Source organism: Oceanobacter sp. 4_MG-2023 (genome assembly GCF_030689165.1).
GTDB lineage: Bacteria > Pseudomonadota > Gammaproteobacteria > Pseudomonadales > Oceanobacteraceae > Oceanobacter.
On record NZ_JAUYVV010000019.1, the window covers coordinates 24,663 to 45,838 of the forward strand.

Sequence of the window (21,176 nt, forward strand, 5' to 3'; positions counted from 1 at the left end):
AGCGGACTCTGCCGGGATGGAGTAAGCGGAAGGGGATCAGGCCGGTCAGCGGCAGCATGCCGATGACCGGGTCAAAGCGGCTCAGAGAGCCGCTGGTCGTAATCGGGATACCCGTTTCAGCCTGAGTGATAACGCCAGTGCCGCCGCAGATAAACCAATAACCAGGCCAGTCCAGAAACCCGGTGCTCCTGCCGGAGCGATATTCAGCAAGGGGATGCCGTGAAAAGCCAGACCGTAACCACAGCCCAGGCCAACCAGCCAATACGTGACAAAGGTAATCAGCATCACCACAAAGGTATCCTGATAGCCACGCAAGGCACCTGCTGCCGCGACTTGAGTGGCATCAGACAGTTGGAATACCGCAGCGTATACCAGTAATACCGAACCAATGGCGACCACTTCCGGATCGGGGGAATACCACCCGGCAATGGTTTCTGATAGCAGAATAATCAAGGTGGCATTAAACAAGGCAATGGCCAGGTTCAGCCGCACCCCCAGCCAGGCGGTCTGTCGGGCCAGCAAGGTATCTCCGCTGCCGAGATAGTGGCCAACACGCACAGTGAGCGCCATGCCTAAACTCAGCGGTATCATAAAGGTGATGGATGACATGTTCAGAGCCACCTGATGCCCGGCGACCACTACCGGGCCAAGATCGGTGAGGAACAGCGCAATAGCGGTAAACAGGCTGACTTCAAAAAAGATCGCAATGCCGATCGGTACCCCAATCCGCAAGATATTACGCACATGATGCCAGGCCGGAGAGTTCATCAGATCCAGCAGGGATGCCTCTTTACCGAGGCGGTATTTGCGGGTGTTGATGGCCATGGCTATCGCCATACAGACAAAAATCAGACTGCTGCCAATACCACAGCCGACACTGCCCATCTCTGGAAAACCCAGCCAGCCATACACAAACACCGCATTCACTGGCACGTTGGCAATCAGCCCGGAGAGCATGATCCAGGTAACATGGGTGGCCTGGCTCAAGGCTTCAGCATAAAAGCGGAAGGCCAGAAAAACACCGACGGCCGGAAAACCTATCGAGATAGCGACCAGGTAGCGGGTTGCCAATGCGGCAGTGACCGTGTCATCGATCAATAGTGGCAACATATCCGCGGCAAAATAGAGCAACAGGCCGATCAGACTGCCAGCAATCGCCCCCAGCCAGACCGATGATGCCAGCAGGCTGGATAGCTGTTGGTGTTGTTTGGAAGCGTTAAGGCCGGATACCAATGGCGATAATGCCACCAGAATCCCGGCCAGAAACAGCCAGACCGGCAACCATAAACTGGTACCAATCGCCACTGCCGCCAAATCCCGGGTACTGACATAGCCCGACATCAGGGTATCGACCGTTCCCATACCGATCTGGGCCATCTGGGTTGCCATAATGGGCAAGGTAAGTTTAAACAGGGCGCGGGTTTCGCGATTGACAAACGACATGGGGCAGGTAGCTCTGAACAGAAGTAAAAGGAATGGCCAGGATCGCGGCATTTTCCCCGAATACGGCGGCTTTGCAAGGCTGCTGGCGTATTTGCGCATACGGGAAAGTAACCACTCGCTGCCAGCGTTCGTCCCTGGCCGTGCGGCAGCCTCAGAAAGCCTCAGAAAGCCTCAGAAAGGTGCGCCGTGGAGGTCGATTGAGGGGTGTTTAAAGGGATTTCGTGGTTTATACCCTCTGAACAAGGTGGATTACTGCTATAATACAAACTGTTTGATTTTGGTTAACGATGTTGGTTATGCCCACCGGTTCTTCTGACACGCTGAAAACAGCGGACTTGATCCAGCTGTTTGATGACTTGTTCTTCTCTGCCCAAAACACCCGTCTGATTGCTGGCGATAGCGAGCCTGTCTACTTGCCATCTGATAGTGAATACGCTTACGACAGAATTATGTTTGCCCATGGTTTTTATGCTTCTGCCCTGCATGAAATCAGTCATTGGTGTATTGCGGGCGCTCAGCGTCGCCGCCTGGTTGATTTTGGTTATTGGTACGAACCCGATGGCCGCAGTGCCGCGCAGCAGCGTGAATTTGAGCAGGTAGAAATCAAGCCCCAGGCGGTCGAATGGTTATTGTCGGAAGCGTGTGGGCGGCGTTTTTATATCAGCACGGATAACCTCGATGGAGACCCGGTTGAAGTGGCCGCCGGGCGTAAGGCATTTGCCCTGGCGGTATGGCAGCAAGCCTGCCATTACTATCACCACGGCTTGCCAGAACGTGCGGAAGTATTAAAAAACGCGCTACTGGACTATTATCAGCGCCACGAAATATTTTCAGCCGACCTTTTTGTGCTGGAACGACTCTGACTGGAGACACTTTTGTTCAAGAAAATCATCAAGGCGGTGGCTGGCAAAAAGCAAGCCGACACCGGCACCTCTTCCCATACGGCTGCAACAGCGCCATCACGGGCAGTCAAACCTTCTACCAACAACTCCAAGGCTGCTCCGGCCCACGACAAACACCAGCGGGCCGACCAACCTCACGGAAGCCGTAGCGACAGTCAGAGTAATAAAAAACACGCCACCAGCAAAACCAAACAAGGTCATACACCTAAAGCGCCCGTTGCACCCTGGGATCCTGCGAGCTTCAAGGTTGAGCCAATGGAAGGTAAAACCCGGTTCCATGATCTGGATTTACCCGACTCAGTCATGCATGCCATTTACGATCTGGGTTTTGAATACTGCACTCCGATTCAGGCCGAGAGTCTGCCGGCGTCATTACGTGGCCGCGATACCATTGGCCAGGCACAAACCGGTACCGGTAAATCGGCGGCTTTTTTGCTGACGATTCTGAACCGCTTGCTGACCATTATTCCGGAAGAACGTTACGCCAGTGAACCGCGGGCTCTGATTGTCGCTCCAACCCGTGAACTGGCGATGCAGATCGGCAAGGATGCAGAAGGGCTGGCAAAGCACAGTGGCCTGAATGTTGTCACCGTGATGGGGGGGATGGATTACGAACTGCAACGTCGCCAGTTACGTGATGACGTGGTGGATATTCTGGTAGCAACCCCCGGTCGTCTGATTGACTTTATGCGCAGCCAGGACGTGTTTCTGGATCAGGTCGAAGTGTTGGTGCTGGACGAAGCCGATCGTATGCTGGATATGGGCTTTATCCCGGATGTCCGTCGTATTGTGCGGGCAACCCCGACCAAAGATCATCGCCAGACGCTGCTGTTTTCTGCCACATTCAATTTTGATGTCCGCATCCTGATTGACCAGTGGACTCGTGATCCGTTGCAAGTCGAAATTGAACCGGAACAAGTGGCGACCGACCGGGTTGACCAGAGTTTCTATCTGGTGGCGGAAAGCGACAAGTTCGGGTTGCTGGAACGTTTTCTGAAAGAAGAAAACCCGGAACGCTGTATCATCTTTGCCAACCGTCGTGATCACACCCGTAACCTGTGTGAAAAGCTGCTTAAACGTGGTTTCAAGGCGGGTTTGTTGTCCGGTGAGGTCAACCAGCAAAAACGTTTGAAAACACTGGAACGTTTCCGGGAAGGCCAGCTGGCTATTCTGGTTGCGACCGATGTGGCTGGCCGGGGAATTCACGTTGACGGCGTTTCTCATGTGTTTAACTACACCTTGCCGGAAGACTCGGAAGACTACGTTCACCGTATCGGCCGTACAGGCCGTGCCGGAGCCAAAGGTATTTCCATCAGTCTGGTGTCTGAAGACGATGCTTTTGCCTTGCCAGACCTGGAAAAATATCTGGGTGCCAAGCTGCCGTTAAAACAGATATAAATGTGGCTGTCCCCAGGCTTGTAACACCACAACAGGACGCCAATGGCGTCCTTTTTTATACGGTGGCCATACGCAACAGCCTTTGATACGGCCGTTTGATTACGATGGTTGTTTTTAGTGATCGTTGCTGTGACGTGCCGTGGTTTTTACGCGTTACCACCACCCATTGTTGTTATTGTTTGCCATTGCAAGGATACCCATGGCGCATCGTCCTGCTGTTGATTCTGCTGCTTGTTCTTCTGCCTCCGCCACTGCGGCTTCCAGACCTCGTGCTGCTTCCAGCTCTCGGGCACTGCTGGCGAACCCGATTGTACGGGCATTCTGGCAAGTGTCGGGCAGCACCGGGGCGGCTCAGACTGAGGTATTGGGCTGGGGACGTAAACGCTCTGGCCGTAAGGCACAACAGCAAGGTGAGCGTCAGCAGCGCCCCTGGTGGTTGCTTGAAGATGGATTTGTACGCTCGTTAGGCCGAGAAGATCCAGCCTTGTCGCTGGTACAGGATAATCTGGGTATTTATTACGACGCGACTGGCCCGTCACGACTGGAACAGCTGATCCCCCAACCGCTGACGGATACCCAGCAACGGCGTAGTCGCCAGCTGATCCAGCGCTGGCAACAGGCCGGAGTATCAAAATACAACGCCGCCCCAGATTACCGTGGTGAATTGCCAGCTTCCTTTGTGCTGGTGGTGGATCAGGTCGCCGGTGATGCGTCTATTTCATTTGGTCTGGCCAGTGCTGCCTCGTTTACACAGATGCTGGATGCCGCCCTGAGCGAAAACCCGGAAGCCACGGTGGTGCTTAAAGTACATCCGGATGCCTTCACGCGGGCGCGGGTCGGACACTTTGACCTGGCTACATTGCAGCAGGATGCCCGGGTGCAACTGGTGGCGGAAAACTGTCATCCCGAACGGCTGTTAGCGAATGCTGACAAGGTGTATACGGTGACTTCGCAAATGGGTTTTGAAGCCTTGCTGTGGGGCAAGCCGGTACGGTGTTTCGGGATGCCATTTTACGCTGGCTGGGGTCTGACCCGGGATGAACTCGATGCCCCTGAACGCCGCCGCTCTGCCTGCCAAGCCTTGTCGGCAGAGGAAGCACACCCGTCGTTAACCGGGACGGCTGGAATCACGCCTGGGGTCACGCTGGAGCAGCTGGTACACGCCACGCTGGTGGAGTACAGCCGCTACTGGGACCCTGAGCAGGGTACCGAAACCAGTATTGAAGACACCCTGGATTACCTGTCGGCCCAGCGCCAGCAATGGTTGCGCAGTCATCAGCTGGGGCCGGTGTATGCGTTGGGTTTCTCGCGCTGGAAAAAACCGATTTTACGGGCGTTTTTGTACGGTACCGACGTGACCTTTTGCAAGGATGCCAGTCTGATACCGGCACAAGCGACGGTTGCCTTATGGGGAGTACGCCCACTGCCACCGGTGCTGCAAACACCCGAGCGGCAGCCGGGGCGGGTGGTACGGATCGAGGATGGCTTTTTAAGGTCATCCGGGCTGGGGGCTGACCTGATTCGGCCGCTGTCCTGGGTGCTGGATGATGTTGGCATGTACTACGACGCGTCGAGGCCTTCGCGACTGGAGCAGATGCTGGCCCAGGACGAGTGGTCAGCCGCTGATTGTGCCCAGGCCCGGCAGCTGCGAAAGACCATTGTTGCCAACCGTATTTCCAAATACAACCTGACCGGGCAAGACTGGCAACCGGCGTGTCGATCCTGCTCTGGCCAGCCGCGCCGGGTGGTCCTGGTACCGGGCCAGGTGGAGTCTGATGCCTCAATCCGTATGGGAGCCGGGAGTATCAAGACCAATCAGGGGTTATTACAGGCAGCACGTGCTGCGGAACCGGACGCCTGGCTGGTGTATAAACCGCACCCGGATGTGGTATCCGGATTACGCAGCAGTGATCGTCCCGTGAGTGAATATCAGGCCTGGTGTGATGAATTGGTGCTGGCTGGCGATTCCTCTCAGATGCTGGAACATGTTGATGCGGTTCATACCATGACATCATTGCTGGGGTTTGAGGCGTTGCTGCGTGGTAAGGAAGTTATCTGTCATGGCATGCCGTTTTATGCGGGCTGGGGGCTGACCCGGGATATGTTGGTATGTCCACGACGGGGGCGTCAACGCTCCCTCGATGAGTTGGTGGCGGCTACCCTGATACGCTATCCCGGCTATGTGAGTGCCAGTACTGGCCGCTTCAGCAGCCCACAACGGGTGGTGGCAGAATTGCAGCGCTGGAAAGCGTCAGGGCCGTCGGTGATGCCACTCTGGCGACGGGCGTTACGGGTGGTGCTGCGTTTGTGGGTGTCATCGGGATTGCGAAAGAACGCCTGACCCGGCGGCTGTCGGGTCTGGCAGAACGGGAAACCACCGCATGGCTCAGCGATTTTCCAATCGATTATAATCCAGGATACCGGCCCGGATCGGCCATTGCTGCTGATACAGCTGGCCAATGGCATCGCTGACCGCCCAGAATGTCGGGTTACTGCGACGTACTCCAAAGCGGTCGAGCAGGGCACTGTAATCATCCGCTGCCTGCATGTCAGCGATCTGTTTCACCAGTTCAGGCAAGGCTGATTCTTCGACGCTGAACAAGACGTTGGGGTAGTCGCCTACAGCACCACGGGCCAGGGTCAGAGTGTCTTCTGCAGGCCGTAAAGCGCTTTCTTCCGCCAGTAAACTGGAAATATTGGCATGGGCACGGTTATGCACCAGGCTGATCAGTTCCACTGGCTGCTGTTGGCGGGTGATCAATACCAGACTGAGTTCCGGTAACAGGTGCAAGCCTTTGCCTTGCAATTTTTCCAGGCCGTTCAGGGTGGTGATGGCTGAATCCGACAGTGGCCCGGATGACAGGTGATAGCTCTGGTTCAAGACCGGTGACAGTCTGTCGGCCAGTAAACGGTACAGCTCGGTTTTGGGCTGGTTGGTCTGATAGTCGATGGTGCTGTCGGCATCGAAGCGGATCAGGTCACTGAAGATATAATCCTTGATCGTGGTGCTGGTATCGCGATACCAGTGGCGACGTACTGTCTCACGCTCTTGCTGTGGCAATAGCAGCAGAAAGTTCATTTCCCCTTCCATCCGCAAAAAATCCATATACAGCCGGGTGACCAGCTGATGCCCAACATTGCCGTACACATCAAATCCGGCAACCAATAGATAATGGATACGTTCCAGTAATGGGTAATCAATCAACCAGGCGGTCTTGGGCGGCTGGCCCAGCAGTCCCTGTACCACGGTGGCGTTATCAAAGTGGCGCATTACTGTCAGGGCTGCATTGGGGTTATTGATGCCAGCCTGTTGGTCGCCATCCCATACCAGTTGTGTATCCAGCAAGATATTGTTGTCTTGCATTTCCTGGCGCATAAACCGGGACTTGGCACTGAGGTATTCTTTTTGCTGGTCGGAAAAGGAAATCCAGGAACTGATAGGCAAGCTGTTGCTGCTGTTCTTGGCGGGTAAATCGAGATGATGCGCCTGGCTCTTGAGAAAATCGGAAGCATCGCTGTCGTAGTGGCGGTCGGGGGTGACGAAGAACACCCAGAACTGCTCGTTAATAACGTTCACTGCCACCTGACCATGGCAAACCGGCCCCTTGATAAAGGCCATGATGGTTTCCAGCGAGTGTTCCAGTAAAAAGCGATAGCGGCTATCCGTCGGAATATCCTGAAAAGTGATAAAGGGATTGGACGCTTGTTTTTCATTATATCCGGGTAAGGACTCGACGGTGTAAGACGGTTGGTAAAACAGCTTATGCCAAGTGTCCCAGCGAGCCTCATTCAGGCGGAAAGGGATATGGGTTTTGGCGACTTTGGATTCCTGGTCAACCACCAGGCGGTAATAGGGTGTGGCGACGCCAGGGTCATCATAAGGTCGGCGGGTGGCGATAATATCCACAGGTTCGCCCGGGGCGGTCCGGGAGCGCACCAGATGAAAACGGGTACTGCTGTCATCACCCAGATACAGGCTGTAAAGATAAATATGTTCATAAATATAGCGGTTGATCAGTGATTGCCGCTTGTAGTCGTCGCTATCCGGGTCACCATGGGCATTGAAGCGTTGTTCCCACTGCTGCAGCTGGTGTTGCAGATTGCCATTCAAGGGGGTTGGACGTGGTAGCAGGCCACCCCGTTGAATCCACTCGGCCAGGGTTTTGTACTCACTGTCGGACAAGGCGGGTAAACCGTAGGGCATGCCCCAGTCTGGGTACTGGCTGGCAAAATCAGAGTATTGCTCGGCGGTTGGACACTGTTGATCCCGTGACAGCTTGAAGTCGTAACTGTCGGGTAATACAGCCTGATCGGGAGCTGGCTGCGCCTGGCGCAAGGCAAGGGCGCGGAACAGTACACTGGCATGAAGATTGGCGTCGCTGGTATTACGCCGTTCATTCAATACCGGCTGGAAGCCTTTCTCGCGCCATTCTGCGGTGCTTTGAGCATCCAGATACAAGCGTTTTGGGGCCGTTGCCAACAGGCGTGTGCCATCGTAAACCGGCTCTGGGTGAAGACCTCGGTCAATACCCAGAGGGGAGGTCAATTTCAGCTGGCACGGCGCGTCATAACAGGCGTGACAGTGAACACAGCGTTGTTCCAGTATTGGCTCGACGTGCTGGTGGTAGTGTCGGCCTTCGTAGCTGTCGGCATCGACCCAGCGGGTTTTGGGCGCTGACTCGCCAAACACATCATCAAATTGTTGGCTGGCGAATACCGCGCAGCCTGTACTCGCGGTGACGATTACCCATAACAACAGCTTGAGGGTCAATCGGGTACGTGCGGAGGCTGACCGATTGGCCGTTCGAATTGTCATAGGCGCTCTGTGGGATTCGATAGGAGAGTAATTCTGATCATATCGAATCTTGTTGTCAGAGTCAGCGAATGACTTATGACACGGACTGGCCATCCGGCTGCAGCGGAGTCCCCGGATTGACCGCTGGCTGACGGGCTTGTTGCTGGTTGTGCAAGTACTTCAGGCGAGCAGCCAGTGACAGAGTGACAGCCAGAATCAACCAGGAGCCAAGGACAACACCCAACCAGTATTGCCACTGCCAGAACTGGTTGAGGTACACCCCGCCGGTGCTGGCACCGAGGTAATAACACACCAGATACAGCGAGCTGGCGCTGGCCTTGGCGTGTTTGACGGTACGACCAACCCAGGCGCTGGCGCTGGAATGGGCAAAGAAGAAACCAAAGGCATTCACCAGAAACCCGAAAATAATCGTCGGCAGCGATGGATACAGGGTAATCAGGCTGCCGACCATCAGCAGGCCACTGCCGACCATCATGCAGTTAGGCTGGCCGTAGCGGCGGCTGAACTTGCCAGACAGCATCGAACCCCAGGTACCACTCAGGTAAGTCAGGAACAACATACCCAGAAACTGCGGTGACAGCTGGTAGGGATCGTCTTCCAGTACAAAGGTAATAAAACTGTACTGGTTGATAAAAACAAAGAAGTTCAGGCCTCCAAACAGAAAGGCGGGCAGCAGCAGCGGATTACGCAGATGCGACACGATATCCCGTCCCATGGATGGCAAGTTGAACGGCCGGGGGGTAAACCGGCGCGGTGGAGGTAATAACCAGGCAACCAGCATCCAGGTACACAAGCCAACCAGACCCACAAGCAGAAAGGCGTTACCCCAGCCCAGGTGTTCACCGGCAAAACCACCCATCAGGCGACCACCAATGCCCCCCAACGAGTTGGCCGCGATATATAAGCCAATGGCAGACATCAAGGCATCAGCCTCAAATTCATCGGCCATGTAGGCCACGGCAATGGCCGGCAAACCGCCCAGAAACAGCCCTTGCAAGCCACGTAACCAGAGTAACTGCTCAAAGGTCGTGACCTGGCTGATCACCAGTGTGGTGGCGGCGACACCGCACATGCTGCCAATAATCAGCCCTTTGCGGCCGATCACATCGGATAGTGGCCCATAGATCAATAACGACAATCCCAGTGTCAGCGTCGACAGCGTCAGGGTGTAACTTGCTTGCAGCGGTGTAACGGCAAATTCTGTCGCCAGCATTGGCAGCAATGGCTGGGTCACATACAGGTTGGAAAACACCATAAAGGAGCCAAGGCACAAGGCGATGGTGATTCGCCACCAGGCGGCGGTACCATTTTTGATCATGAGGGGTCTCGCTATAAGAAGAAGCAGAACAGCAAAACCACTATAAAAGGTTGTATCGCATCATAAAAATATATGTTTGATATGAATTAAATCAAAAATTGTTATGAGTTGAGCCGGTGACGATTTATAACAACGGAAAAATGATGACTTTGAATCAGAGTAGAAGCAGAAAGGAGAAGGGTCCATGGACTATAAGGCGCTGAGTTATTTTTATGAAGTGGCACGGCAGCAGAGCTTCACCCGGGCTGCGGACCGGCTGCAGGTGGCTCAACCTGCTGTCAGTATGGCAATCAAACGTCTGGAGCAGCAATTACAGCTGACCCTGTTTCACCGCCACGAGCGCCAGATATCGTTAACCGATGAAGGTGAGTGTTTGTTCGCCCAGGCCCAGCGTATCGTACAGATGATGTCTGATGCCGACCTGGAAATGGCAGAACTGCGAGGACTGGAACAGGGAGCGGTACAGTTAGGTACGCCGAGCATGCTGGGTTCTTATCATTTTCCTCCAATTATCATGGCGTTCCGGCATCGTTATCCGAACCTGACGTTTTCTGTTTACGAAGGTGGTGCCTGGCAGTTGCAGCAAATGCTGGAAAAAGGGGAGCTGGATCTGGCGGTGATCGAAGCGGAAGAAATCCCCGACAGCATCGAAGCCCGTACCTTGATGCGTGAAGAAATGCGCGTTGTGGTGGCCAAGGATCATCCGTTTGCCAGTCGCACCGCAATCACTCCGGCGGAATTCCTGCAAGAAGATCTGGTGCTGTTTCGTAAAGGATACTTTCACCGCAAGGTGATTGACCGCCTGGCCGAAGAGTCGGCTATTCAGCCGCGGATTAATTTTGAAACCAACCTGTTGCCGCTGATTCGCTCTATCGTCAAACAGGGGTTTGGTATTTCGACGTTGTTACGGATGGCCACGGAAGATGATCCGGAGTTGGTGACGCTGTCGTTTGATCCGCCCATTGTGCTCGATCTGTGTCTGGCCTGGCGTAAGGATGGTTATCTGTCAAAAGCCAATCAGGCCTTTGTGGATTTTGTGCTGGATAATAGTCCGGCGTCGGGACATGCAGAATAGTTTTGCTGGCGATATATCGGGGGTGTCTGGGCAGGCCGGTATTTGAGCAGGCCGGGAGTGCCCACCGTGAGGTGCACTCCCGGAACTGAATATTTATTTATTCAGCAAGTAGTTTACCAGCAGGCTGACCGGGCGACCGGTAGCGCCCTTGGCTTTACCACCAACCCAGGCGGTGCCAGCAATATCCAGATGCGCCCAAGGGGTGCCTTCCGTAAAGCGTGACAGGAAACAGGCGGCGGTGGTTGCGCCAGCGAGCGGGCCACCAATATTGGCGATGTCGGCAAAGTTGGAGTCGATCAGATCCTGATATTCTTCCTCCAGCGGCAAACGCCAGATCTTGTCGTTGCTGTACTGTGCCGCGGCTTGCAGCTGCTCGGCCATGGCTTCATCTGTGGTGAACAGGCCGGAGTTGACCTCGCCCAGAGCGGCCATACAAGCACCGGTGAGGGTGGCGATATCAACGATGGAAGCGGGCTGATAATTGTCGATACCGTAGGTCAGGGCATCACACAGCACCAGCCGTCCTTCGGCGTCGGTGTTGAGAATTTCGATGGTTTTACCGGACAGGCTGGTGACGACATCGCCGGGCTTGCTGGCGTTACCGGCAGGCATGTTTTCTGCGCTGGTCACGATAGCCAGTACGTTGACCTTGGGTTTGAGGGTCAGAATGGCTTTCATGGTGCCAAGCACAGAGGCTGCGCCGCACATATCGTATTTCATCTCGTCCATTTTCTGGCCAGGTTTCAGGCTGATGCCACCGGTATCAAAGGTAATGCCCTTGCCCAGAATCATGTGCGGTGCTGCGGTTGGGTCGTCGGCACCCCGGTATTGCATAACGATGATTTTGCCCGGCTCGGTGGAGCCTTTGGAAACCGAGACAAATGCACCGGCGCCCATTTCTGCCAGTTGGTCTTCATCCAGAATGGTGGTTTCGAGCGCCTGGTCCTGGGTCAGGGTGACGGCATTTTCAGCCAGCCAGGTTGGTGTGCAGATATTCGGTGGCATATTGGCCAGTTCTTTGGCAAAGCTGATCCCCGTGCCAATGGCTGCCCCTTTACTGAAAGCTGCTGAAACATCGTCACCAAGCCAAATCAGGGTGTCGGGTGATTTTGCTTCGGCGTCGCTGCTGCTTTTGGTGGCGGTGAAACGGTATTGCGCGGCGGCATAGGCGATTGCGGTCTGTTCCGCCAGCCAGGCTTCGGTCAGTACGTCGGTTGTCAGTGACGTCAGTGCCAGAGCAATATCGCCGCCGATGCGGTTCGTGGTATTGGCAATGGCTGCCAGAACTTTTTGGGCACTGGCGGGTTTCAGTGTTTCTTTACCAGTACCAACCAATAATACGCGGCTGGCCGTAATGCCGGAAACTGCAGGTAGCAGCAGTGTTTCTGCCAGTTTGCCGGAGATATCGCCCTGTTCAAAACGCTGGCTGATAAAGCCCTGGCTGGCTTCGTCAAGTTGCAAGGCTGTGTCAGACAGCTTGCCTGACTGGTCGAGAGTGACCACAATACAGCTCGCCTGGGTCTCGGTGGCAGTTTGTTGGGATACCTGATAAATCATGTCAGCTCCTGGCGGAAACATTGAGTGGCGAACGATGGCCGGGTTGATTCGCAGCGTGTCGTTCTGAATGGTTAGTCACTCTATAATGTGACGTCATATTCCTGAAATACAAGTGCGGCGCGGATAACAATACATTTTGCTGTCGTTGCAGAGCACCCTGTCTCTGGGTATGGTGCGCGGCTTTGCCGCGGTTCAATCAAGGTCTAGTCTTTTGATCATATTTCGTTATCTGGCCAGGGAACTGGCTGGTTCGTTGTTTGCAGTGACCATCGTGTTATTGATGATTCTGATGAGTGGTCGGCTGATTCGTCAGCTGGCGGCCGCTGCAGCCGGTGAAGTCTCGCTGGATATTGTGTTTTTCACACTGCTATTACGCCTGCCATCGTTTCTCGAAATGATTTTACCGCTGGCACTGTTTATCTCAATTTTACTGACTTACGGTCGTCTGTACGCTGAAAGCGAAATGACGGTGCTAACGGCAACCGGCTTTTCAAGCAACCGGTTATTGGCGTACACCGCGGCACCGGCGTTTGTCTTGATGCTGGTGGTGGGCAGTTTCAGCCTGTATCTCAGCCCAAGCGGTGCTGAAAAGATGGAAAGCCTGTATGAAAAACAGGCGCAGCTGACGGAGTTTGAGTTACTGGCCCCTGGTCGCTTCCAGAGTATGAAAGGTGGCAGTCGGGTGACGTATGCGGAGTCGTTGTCGGATGATAAAACCGAGATGAACCGGGTATTTATTACCGATGGCAACAGCCTGCTGCTGGCACAAAAAGGTACCCAGTATGTCAGTGACGAAACCGGCTCCCGTTATCTGGAATTACACGATGGCAAACGTTACGACTGGACACCAGGCAGCCTGGCGTTCGAGGCGCTGGATTTTGAACTGTATGGCGTCAAGATTGCGGAAGAGCTGGAAGAACGGCGCCAGTTACGTAAAGAGGCGGTGCCAACCCTGGCACTGTTTGGTTCCGACGACCCCAAACACCAGGCCCAGCTGCAGTGGCGTATCTCGATGGTTCTGATGGTGCCTATCATGACCTTGCTGGCGGTGCCTTTGTCGCGGGTGAATCCTCGTCAGGGCCGGTTTGCCCGGCTATTTCCGGCCATTGTGCTGTTTATGGTGTACATCTCCTTGTTGATTGCCATGAAGGGCATGCTGGAAAAAGGCCAGCTGAACCCAAACATCGGGTTGTGGAGTTTGCATCTGGTGTATCTGATGATCGCTCTGGGGTTACTGCTGGTGCCTGAATGGATGCGCCGCTGGCGGGTGAGGTCATTATGAATCGTATCGATCGTTATGTTGCCCACAATGTGCTGATGGCAACCCTGATTGTGGCTCTGGTCATTGTGGGTCTGGACGCTATTTTTACGCTGGTGGATGAACTGGATCAGCTGAAAGGTGAATACCAGTTTGCCGATGCACTGCAATTTATGGGTATTCGCTTGCCGCGGCGCCTGTATGAATATATGCCGATGGCCTGTCTGATTGGTTGCCTCGCTGGTCTTGGTGGCATGGCGGCCAACAGTGAGCTGACGGTGATGCGGGCAGCCGGTGTATCTGTGGGGCGTATTGCCCTGGCGGTCATCAAGCCGATGATGTTGCTGATGGTGCTGAATATGGCGCTGGCTGAATATGCGATTCCGGTGCTGGAGCGGATTGCGCAATCACAAAAGGCGGTGGCGCAAGGAAAGGGCGATTTGCTCTCAAACAAGGGCAAGGGCTATTGGCACCGGGAAGGCAATACTTTTATGCGCTTTACGGCGGTTGAACCCAATGGCGTGTTACATGGCATCACTCTGTTTGATTTTGACGATGACAGTAACCTGCAGCGTATCCGTTCCGCCGAGCGGGCGATTTATCAGCGTTCCAGCTGGCAAATGCAAACCGTGGTCGATATGACCATCAGCGCTACCGAAACCCGTCAATTACAACTGGACAGCATGGACTGGCAAACTGAGCTGACGCCACAAAGCCTCAGTGTGGTAATGATCGAGCCTCGGGATATGTCGATATCCAATCTGTTCAGTTATACCCGTTATCTGGAAAAGCAGGGCCTGAATGCCGATAACTATCTGTTGTCATTCTGGCGCAAGGTCACTCAGCCGCTGGGGACTCTGGCACTGGTGGTACTGGGGATTTCCTTTATCTTCGGGCCGCTGCGAGCGGTCACACCCGGTTATCGGATTTTTTCCGGCATTCTGGTTGGGTTGATGTACAAATACGCGGAAGAATTATTGGCACCTGCCAGTATTGTGTTCGGGTTTGAACCTGTGTGGGCCAGTGTGGTGCCAATCGCCGGCTGCATGGGAGTGGGGCTGCTGCTGCTGCGTCGCACCGGATAAACCGATGCTGTTGTTCCGCTTATTTCCCTGTTTTCGGGATAAACACAATACGGGTCAGCGAGGCCATGTCATGCCAGCTGCGGCCGCGGGTATCGAGCAGTGACCAGAAAAATCCCAGTCCGAACACTGCCAGCGAGAAAAACCCAATGCCTGTGCGTAACATGCAGTGGGACAACTTGACGGGCTTGGCATCTTCAGTAATCAGTTTGAGGCGCCAGGCTTTCATGCCAATACTCTGGCCACCACGGCGCCAGGATGAGCTGAAATAAAAGAAACTGATACAGAACATTACCGACAGGTTGACCGAGGCAGGAAAAGCCCCGGGCGGTTGTCCATCGTTGGCAGCGGTCGCAATACCTACCAGCACAAAACCAGTCACAATATAGAGCGCCAGCAATACCAGGCCATCATAGGACAGGGCTGCCAGGCGGCGTATCAGGGATGCAGTCGGGTAGTTCTGGTCTGACATGATGGTGCTCTTTGGGTTGGCTGGGTGTGAGTCGAAGTGAGAGGTCAGTACGTATTCTCAGCTGACCGGCAAAACCGGGCAAGAATGGTAGCAGATTTGTCCAGAGCTGGCTTTGATGGCGACACGTCAATGCAGAGTGGTTGCCAGGGTGACACACTGCTACTGACGGTACATCTGACAAATAGTAACGGTCACGTTAAAAGTGCCGGTTTGAATCATTATCGGAGTAAATAGAATATGGTTGATCTCAGTGACATTCGCAAGGAATACACGCAAGGACGACTCGACGAGTCCAAAGTGGCTGAGCACCCGGTGACGCAATTTCACGCCTGGTTTGAGCACTACCGTACCACTGTGCCGGAAGAGCCGACGGTGATGACGGTCGCCAGTGTGGATGCGCAAGGTCAGCCCTGGCAACGCATCCTGTTGCTCAAGTCTTACGATGATGACGGCTTTGTTTTTTTCACCAATTATGAAAGTAACAAGGGCCGCCAGTTTTCCCATAACCCACGAGCCAGCCTGCATTTTTTCTGGATGACGGTGGAACGTCAGGTGCAGGTGCAGGGAGAGGTCGTGCCAATGAGTCGGGAAGAAGCACAAGCCTATTTCCACTCCCGTCCACGTGAAAGCCAGTTGGGTGCCTGGGCATCGCAACAGAGCCAACCGTTGGCCAGTCGCTCCGAACTGGAAACCCGTTTTGCCCAGTTAAGTGTGGAATACCAGGACAAGGAAATTCCGTTACCAGATTACTGGGGTGGTTATCGGTTACAGCCTTCACGCATGGAATTCTGGCAAGGTGGCGAGCACCGTTTGCACGATCGGGTGGAGTACGTGCTGCAACAGGGGGGCTGGAAAATCCAGCGACTGAACCCTTGATTCCCTCAACAGAGCTGCATAAAAGCGGCTCTGTTTGCCGCTTTTATATCCGGCTGATATCGGCCGGTATCTTTTTTAATGCCACAACCAATGCCTGGTCATCATAGGTAGCGGACTATTCATTGGTTGATCAATAGCGTTAACCTGCTTTATGGTGCAATCGTCGGTTTGAATATGACGCATTAGTATCTGATGTCGATGATATAAAGATCGATCATGTTATTTTTTTTGTTTTCTGTAATTCGATGATTTTCCCGGTGTTCTGATTCAGGTTTCTTGTGCGGATTACTGGCATTGTCTATTTTTCTGATGGTGTGTTCAGCTTTACCTTGAAGTGTCAGGAGTCTGTATATTCAAGTGTGGTTATTACAGGGATGACATAGGATGCACTTTCTTGAGACTGGCATTTCAGCGCATTATTTCGAAAGAGGGAATCCATGAAAACCGAATATATTATCCCGCTGTTGTTTTCCGGCACGTTGGCCCTGGCGGGCTGTGGCAGCAGTGACGACAGTGGGGTCGTTGATACCACCGACGATTCTGACAGCTCTGTTGATATCGAAGATGATGATGTTGTCGACGTTGACACTTCTTATTTTGATCTGGCCTCTCTGGACTCGATCGAAGTGGTTGAATGTACTCTGTCCAACAACGAGAGCAGTACCTGTTATCAGATAACGGTAAAAGGTTTTCCGGCAGATCGTAGTGAAATAGGGCCATTTTGTCCGGAAGTGATCACAGCAACAGCAGAAGATGCCGGGAAATGGTTTGACGATGGCGTGCTGTATGATTTGACCGGTGAATTTATTGCCAATCTGGATGAATTTTATAATGACAATAACTGGCTGCTATATGACGAAGAGAGTGGTGAAGTCAATATAACCGATACGCAGACTTCGTGCGAGGCAGCAGCCGTTGTGGATGTTGCTGAGGAATACCATAACTACTGCGTCCAGTGTGATCTGGATTATTACAGTGATGTTGAAGGTGAAGGTATTTATAGCACATATCTGATCCCTACCACGCCGGTCGTTCGGGATAGCGCAGGCGATATCGACGGTGAAAACGTTGGTGTAGCGTTTAATGGCGTTAATCTGGCCGCTGCTGCACCTGCTGAAGTTATTCTCAGTGCGTACACCATTGCCGCATTCGACGACTGCGTGGGTCATGTGAATCCGGTTGCGGGCTATCACTATCACGGCGCCAATCATGGCGATGGCGACTGCCCGGCGATTGCTTTTGAAAGTGATGGCCATGGCGGTGCCTTTGCCTATGCCATGGACGGCTTTGTGATCTACAGTATGCTGGATGAAGAAGGCAACGAAGCCAGTGATCTCGATGAGTGCCGTGGCCATACTGATGACGTGCGAGGTTACCATTACCATTCTGCCGGGCCGGGTGAAAATGCCTTTATAGGCTGCTTTGCCGGAGAGACAGCCAGCGCCGATGATGATAACGAAATGGATGAGAGGCCTGGCCGATGAGCAGATGGCATTCTAACGTACGTTACCTGGCCGGGCTGATACTGGTGCTCTCTGTTTTACCTGTGGCTGCGCACGAAGGGCATGGGGATGAACTGCCCTGGGAAGCCTGTCAGGCGTTGGAAAAAAGCGCTCAATGTGCTTATACCAACAGCCATGGCGATGTGTACCGGGGAACCTGCAGAGTGTTTAGTGGTGGACTGATGTGTGTGAGAAACCAGCCAATTATCCATGGTGAGGTGCAACAGACGGATAGCCATAAGGATTATGATGCCTTGCATCAGGGGGCCAGCGAGTCAGGCACAGGTGAAGGCTTGTAGGCCGGGAGCCGGGAGAGAACTGGAGGCATAAAAAAGGCCTGTCAGTATTAAGCTGACAGGCCTTTGGAATTAGTGGTAGCTATGGACGGACTTGAACCATCGACCCCAGCATTATGAATGCTGTGCTCTAACCAACTGAGCTACATAGCCACTGCACTCTTGATGCGATCCAACAGATGGAGGCGCTGTCTCGATCAAGTGGCGCGTATTATGCCAGTGTAATATTTTCTGTCAAATATTTATTTGCGATTTATTTCAACGGTTTAGCCTGGAGTGGGTGTTCATTGGTGATGGCCCGGTCTGGTGCAATTTGAGCAAGAGTAGGGGTTTTCAGGCTGGACAGGCTTCCTTGGCTGTGGGAGGCTTCGCAACCGTAATAAATACTCGTTTTTTATGAGCAAGTGTTTGGCTATTCTGGTTTGTCTGGCGATATCGTCAGTCTTGTTCTGGCGGCGGCGTGTGATCGATGAATGTCGGTAGGTTCATGTGGTCTCTGCAATATCAGAAACGACGTCTGGCAGTTCTTGTAATCAGCGCGGCTGGGTATCTTTACAGTGGTTCGATTATGCAATAATTGAAACTTTTCGATTGTATGGTTGCCAGTCCAGCATTCATTTCAATAAACGTGAGAGACAAGCATGAGTTTTATTAAATCAGTACCTGTCGTATTGGCGGGTACTCTGTTGTTGGCCGCATGTGGTCAGGAGGAAGTTGTGAAATTGGAAAACCACATTGACCAGGCAAGTTATGGCGTGGGTCTGAATATTGGTCGCCAGTTGTCTCAGGAAGATGTTGAAATGAACGCCGAGGCCATTGCAGCAGGTATCAAGGATGCGCTGTCAGAAGCGGATCAGCGTATTCCTGATGAAGTGATTCAGGGTGCTTTTGAAAAAATCCGTGAAGAGCAAATGCGCAAACAAGAAGCTCTGGGTGATGCGGTTGCCAAGGCAGGAGAAGAATTCCTGGCTGAGAACGCTGCCAAAGAGGGTGTAACTGTCACCGACAGCGGCTTGCAGTATGAAGTGATGACTGCTGTTGATGGTGATGCAGCACAACCGACTGCAGCGGATACCGTCAGTGTTCATTATCACGGTACCCTGATTGACGGTACTGTGTTCGACAGCTCTGTTGAGCGTGGCGAGCCTGTTCAATTCCCGCTGGGTAATGTTATTCCGGGTTGGACTGAAGGCGTACAGTTGATGAAAGTGGGTGAAAAATTCAAATTCTTCATTCCTGCTGAATTGGCTTACGGCGCACGTAGCCCAAGCCCTAAAATACCAGCCAACTCTGCACTGGTATTTGAAGTTGAATTGCTGGAAATTGTTGCTGAGTAATCAGCAGTCAGTCAAAAAAGTCGCTTCTGGCGGCTTTTTTTATGCCTGTTTTTTGAGTATCAGGAGAGTTGGTTGTCTTCCAGCATTATTTCTTCGACTGGTTCTGGTTCCGGCAGAGAGATATAGCCTTTCAGATCGGACAGCGTCTGTTTGGCCCTGCGTTTGAGTAATTCATCACTGGTGAACTGGTGGCCACAGTGTCGGCAAGTCAGCTGCTGACTGTTGATCAGGCTGTGGAGGGTATGAGCGGTATTGGCACCACACTCGTGGCAAGGGACGGGATATTGTACAGATCGGGCCAGACGAGTCATGTTTTGCCACCGCGCTATCGCATTAAAATTATTGGAATGTGGCGTTGTAGGCTAATAGAAAAGTATGAAGATAAGAAGGCTCATTTGTTGTATCTGGCACTTTAAAGTGTAAAGGATTGCATAATGCAGATATGAGCTGTATTTGACCAACCAGGAGAACCCTGAAAAAGTTGGTCGGGGTAGAGAGATTCGAACTCCCGACATCCTGGTCCCAAACCAGGCGCGCTACCAGACTGCGCTATACCCCGAAGTGTTAATTGGCTCCCCGAGCTGGACTTGAACCAGCGACCAATAGATTAACAGTCTACTGCTCTACCAACTGAGCTATCGGGGAACTTCTCAACAGCGAGACGTATAATACGGATGGGTTATGTTGCTGTCAATGCCATTTTTGAAATTAGTTTCGCTGAGCTATCAAGGCATGACTGGCTCGTGCGTTTTCAGTTGTTCCCGGCGGAGCCGAAGCTCGCCGGGACAACGGGTCGGTCTTAGTCTTTCAGGAATACATTCTGATAGACGTAGTTGGTTGCTTCAACAAAACCATCGATGCTGCCACAGTCAAAGCGGCGGCCACGGAATTTGTAGGCGATAACCTTGCCTTCCTGGGCCTGTTTCAACAGGGCGTCGGTGATCTGGATTTCGCCATTGATACCACTGCCAGTCTCTTCAATTTTAGGGAAGATGTCTGGAGTAAGAATATAGCGGCCAATGATTGCCAGGTTGCTTGGTGCTTCTTCCTTGGCTGGTTTTTCAACCATGTTGCTGACGCGGTAAACACCAGGCTCGATTTCTTCACCGGCAATGACGCCATATTTGTGAATGGTTTCTTCTGGCACTTCCTGGACTGCGACAACAGAGCAGCCATATTTTTCATGAATCTTGACCATTTGAGCCAACACGCCTTCATCGCCTTCGTCGGCGATACAGAGGTCGTCTGCCAGTACAACACCAAAGGCTTCGTTACCCATCAGGTATTGACCGGTCAGGATGGCGTGACCCAGACCTTTCATTTCATTCTGGCGGGTATAAGCAAAATCATTTTCATTCATCAGATTGCGAATTGATGAAATCAGGGCTTCTTTGCTGGTGCCCTGGATTTCATGCTCGAGTTCATAGCTGATATCAAAGTGATCAGCGATTGCCCGCTTGCCACGACCAGTGATAAATCCCATGAAATGCATACCAGCTTCGCTTGCTTCTTCTGCGCCGTACTGCACTAGGGGTTTGTTAACAATAGGCAGCATTTCCTTAGGCATGGCTTTGGTAGCCGGAAGAAAGCGGGTACCGTAGCCGGCGACTGGGAATAAACACTTGCGAACCATATTCGATCCTTCTTATTAGCAATTAAACAAAAATTTCCGTGAACACTAGAGCGGGTATATGTCATTTGTGCGACATATCACAGATGTTCCACTGATCATGTCCCAAAGGTAACCAATTGTAAACGATATGTCTGTCGGGATAACCTTGGCATTGATCTGATGTGTCACGGTTTGCAGTGGAGAGGCGGGATGCAGATGCCATGCCTGATTG

The 21,176-nt window shown here is 53.0% G+C and carries 17 protein-coding genes and 3 tRNA genes; 10 read left to right on the forward strand and 10 right to left on the reverse strand.

Features of this window, described 5'->3' with window-relative positions; translation table 11 throughout:
- Positions 1-81 precede the first annotated feature (81 nt).
- The gene (locus Q8W24_RS12850; protein WP_305415370.1) at positions 82-1,443 is read right to left on the reverse strand and encodes an MATE family efflux transporter; all 1,362 of its coding nucleotides are present in this window, start codon (positions 1,441-1,443) and stop codon (positions 82-84) included.
- A gap of 287 nt (positions 1,444-1,730) precedes the next feature.
- On the opposite strand from Q8W24_RS12850, the gene Q8W24_RS12855 reads away from it, so the two are divergent.
- From Q8W24_RS12855 to Q8W24_RS12865, 3 genes are all read left to right on the forward strand, one after another.
- Positions 1,731-2,306 (forward strand): elongation factor P hydroxylase, encoded by a 576-nt coding sequence (locus Q8W24_RS12855; RefSeq protein ID WP_303431924.1) that lies wholly within the window; start codon positions 1,731-1,733, stop codon positions 2,304-2,306.
- Between the two features lie 12 nt (positions 2,307-2,318).
- Positions 2,319-3,743, forward strand: coding sequence for an ATP-dependent RNA helicase RhlB (gene rhlB, locus Q8W24_RS12860; protein WP_305415369.1), 1,425 nt, complete (start codon positions 2,319-2,321; stop codon positions 3,741-3,743).
- Between the two features lie 199 nt (positions 3,744-3,942).
- Positions 3,943-6,084 carry a capsular polysaccharide biosynthesis protein gene (locus Q8W24_RS12865; protein WP_305475542.1) on the forward strand — a complete coding sequence of 714 codons (2,142 nt, stop codon included), beginning with the start codon at positions 3,943-3,945 and terminating at the stop codon, positions 6,082-6,084.
- A gap of 45 nt (positions 6,085-6,129) precedes the next feature.
- Here the strand turns inward: Q8W24_RS12865 and Q8W24_RS12870 are convergent, their stop codons facing one another.
- Together Q8W24_RS12870 and Q8W24_RS12875 are read right to left on the reverse strand one after the other, a co-directional pair.
- Positions 6,130-8,559: a fatty acid cis/trans isomerase gene (locus tag Q8W24_RS12870; protein ID WP_305415367.1), complete on the reverse strand. Its 2,430-nt coding sequence runs from the start codon at positions 8,557-8,559 to the stop codon at positions 6,130-6,132.
- Between the two features lie 73 nt (positions 8,560-8,632).
- Positions 8,633-9,877 (reverse strand): MFS transporter, encoded by a 1,245-nt coding sequence (locus Q8W24_RS12875; protein WP_303431928.1) that lies wholly within the window; start codon positions 9,875-9,877, stop codon positions 8,633-8,635.
- A 184-nt stretch (positions 9,878-10,061) separates the two neighbouring features.
- Here Q8W24_RS12875 and Q8W24_RS12880 point away from each other — a divergent pair, with 184 nt between their 5' ends.
- On the forward strand, positions 10,062-10,952 hold the full coding sequence (locus tag Q8W24_RS12880) for a LysR family transcriptional regulator (protein ID WP_305475543.1): 891 nt from the start codon (positions 10,062-10,064) through the stop codon (positions 10,950-10,952).
- 93 nt (positions 10,953-11,045) lie between these two features.
- Here the strand turns inward: Q8W24_RS12880 and Q8W24_RS12885 are convergent, their stop codons facing one another.
- Positions 11,046-12,509 (reverse strand): leucyl aminopeptidase, encoded by a 1,464-nt coding sequence (locus Q8W24_RS12885; protein WP_305415365.1) that lies wholly within the window; start codon positions 12,507-12,509, stop codon positions 11,046-11,048.
- A 211-nt stretch (positions 12,510-12,720) separates the two neighbouring features.
- On the opposite strand from Q8W24_RS12885, the gene lptF reads away from it, so the two are divergent.
- Both lptF and lptG read left to right on the forward strand, forming a co-directional pair.
- Positions 12,721-13,791 carry an LPS export ABC transporter permease LptF gene (lptF, locus tag Q8W24_RS12890; protein ID WP_303431931.1) on the forward strand — a complete coding sequence of 357 codons (1,071 nt, stop codon included), beginning with the start codon at positions 12,721-12,723 and terminating at the stop codon, positions 13,789-13,791.
- Positions 13,788-14,852, forward strand: coding sequence for an LPS export ABC transporter permease LptG (lptG, locus tag Q8W24_RS12895; protein ID WP_305415364.1), 1,065 nt, complete (start codon positions 13,788-13,790; stop codon positions 14,850-14,852). The genes lptF and lptG overlap by 4 nt, the downstream gene beginning before the upstream one ends.
- Positions 14,853-14,871: 19 nt before the next feature.
- On the opposite strand, the gene Q8W24_RS12900 is transcribed toward lptG, so the two are convergent.
- Positions 14,872-15,321 carry an RDD family protein gene (locus Q8W24_RS12900; RefSeq protein WP_303431933.1) on the reverse strand — a complete coding sequence of 150 codons (450 nt, stop codon included), beginning with the start codon at positions 15,319-15,321 and terminating at the stop codon, positions 14,872-14,874.
- Positions 15,322-15,558: 237 nt separating this feature from the next.
- On the opposite strand from Q8W24_RS12900, the gene pdxH reads away from it, so the two are divergent.
- The 3 genes from pdxH to Q8W24_RS12915 all read left to right on the forward strand — a co-directional run bounded on the left by pdxH (position 15,559) and on the right by Q8W24_RS12915 (position 17,998).
- Positions 15,559-16,197: a pyridoxamine 5'-phosphate oxidase gene (pdxH, locus tag Q8W24_RS12905; protein ID WP_303431934.1), complete on the forward strand. Its 639-nt coding sequence runs from the start codon at positions 15,559-15,561 to the stop codon at positions 16,195-16,197.
- Between the two features lie 437 nt (positions 16,198-16,634).
- Positions 16,635-17,681, forward strand: a complete 1,047-nt coding sequence (locus Q8W24_RS12910) for a YHYH protein (protein WP_305475544.1) — start codon at positions 16,635-16,637, stop codon at positions 17,679-17,681.
- Positions 17,678-17,998, forward strand: coding sequence for a hypothetical protein (locus Q8W24_RS12915; RefSeq protein WP_305475545.1), 321 nt, complete (start codon positions 17,678-17,680; stop codon positions 17,996-17,998). The genes Q8W24_RS12910 and Q8W24_RS12915 overlap by 4 nt, the downstream gene beginning before the upstream one ends.
- Before the next feature lie 73 nt (positions 17,999-18,071).
- Here the strand turns inward: Q8W24_RS12915 and Q8W24_RS12920 are convergent.
- Positions 18,072-18,148: transfer RNA gene (locus tag Q8W24_RS12920), tRNA-Met, on the reverse strand.
- A gap of 488 nt (positions 18,149-18,636) precedes the next feature.
- Here Q8W24_RS12920 and Q8W24_RS12925 point away from each other — a divergent pair.
- A complete protein-coding gene (locus Q8W24_RS12925; RefSeq protein ID WP_303431937.1) occupies positions 18,637-19,332 on the forward strand; it encodes an FKBP-type peptidyl-prolyl cis-trans isomerase in 696 nt (231 codons plus the stop codon).
- Between the two features lie 59 nt (positions 19,333-19,391).
- On the opposite strand, the gene Q8W24_RS12930 is transcribed toward Q8W24_RS12925, so the two are convergent.
- The 4 genes from Q8W24_RS12930 to galU all read right to left on the reverse strand — a co-directional run bounded on the left by Q8W24_RS12930 (position 19,392) and on the right by galU (position 20,965).
- A complete protein-coding gene (locus Q8W24_RS12930; protein WP_305415344.1) occupies positions 19,392-19,643 on the reverse strand; it encodes a hypothetical protein in 252 nt (83 codons plus the stop codon).
- Between the two features lie 171 nt (positions 19,644-19,814).
- Positions 19,815-19,891, reverse strand: a tRNA-Pro gene (locus Q8W24_RS12935).
- A 10-nt stretch (positions 19,892-19,901) separates the two neighbouring features.
- Positions 19,902-19,977 (reverse strand) — tRNA-Asn (locus Q8W24_RS12940).
- A gap of 154 nt (positions 19,978-20,131) precedes the next feature.
- Positions 20,132-20,965: a UTP--glucose-1-phosphate uridylyltransferase GalU gene (galU, locus tag Q8W24_RS12945; RefSeq protein WP_303431939.1), complete on the reverse strand. Its 834-nt coding sequence runs from the start codon at positions 20,963-20,965 to the stop codon at positions 20,132-20,134.
- Positions 20,966-21,176: the final 211 nt, after the last annotated feature.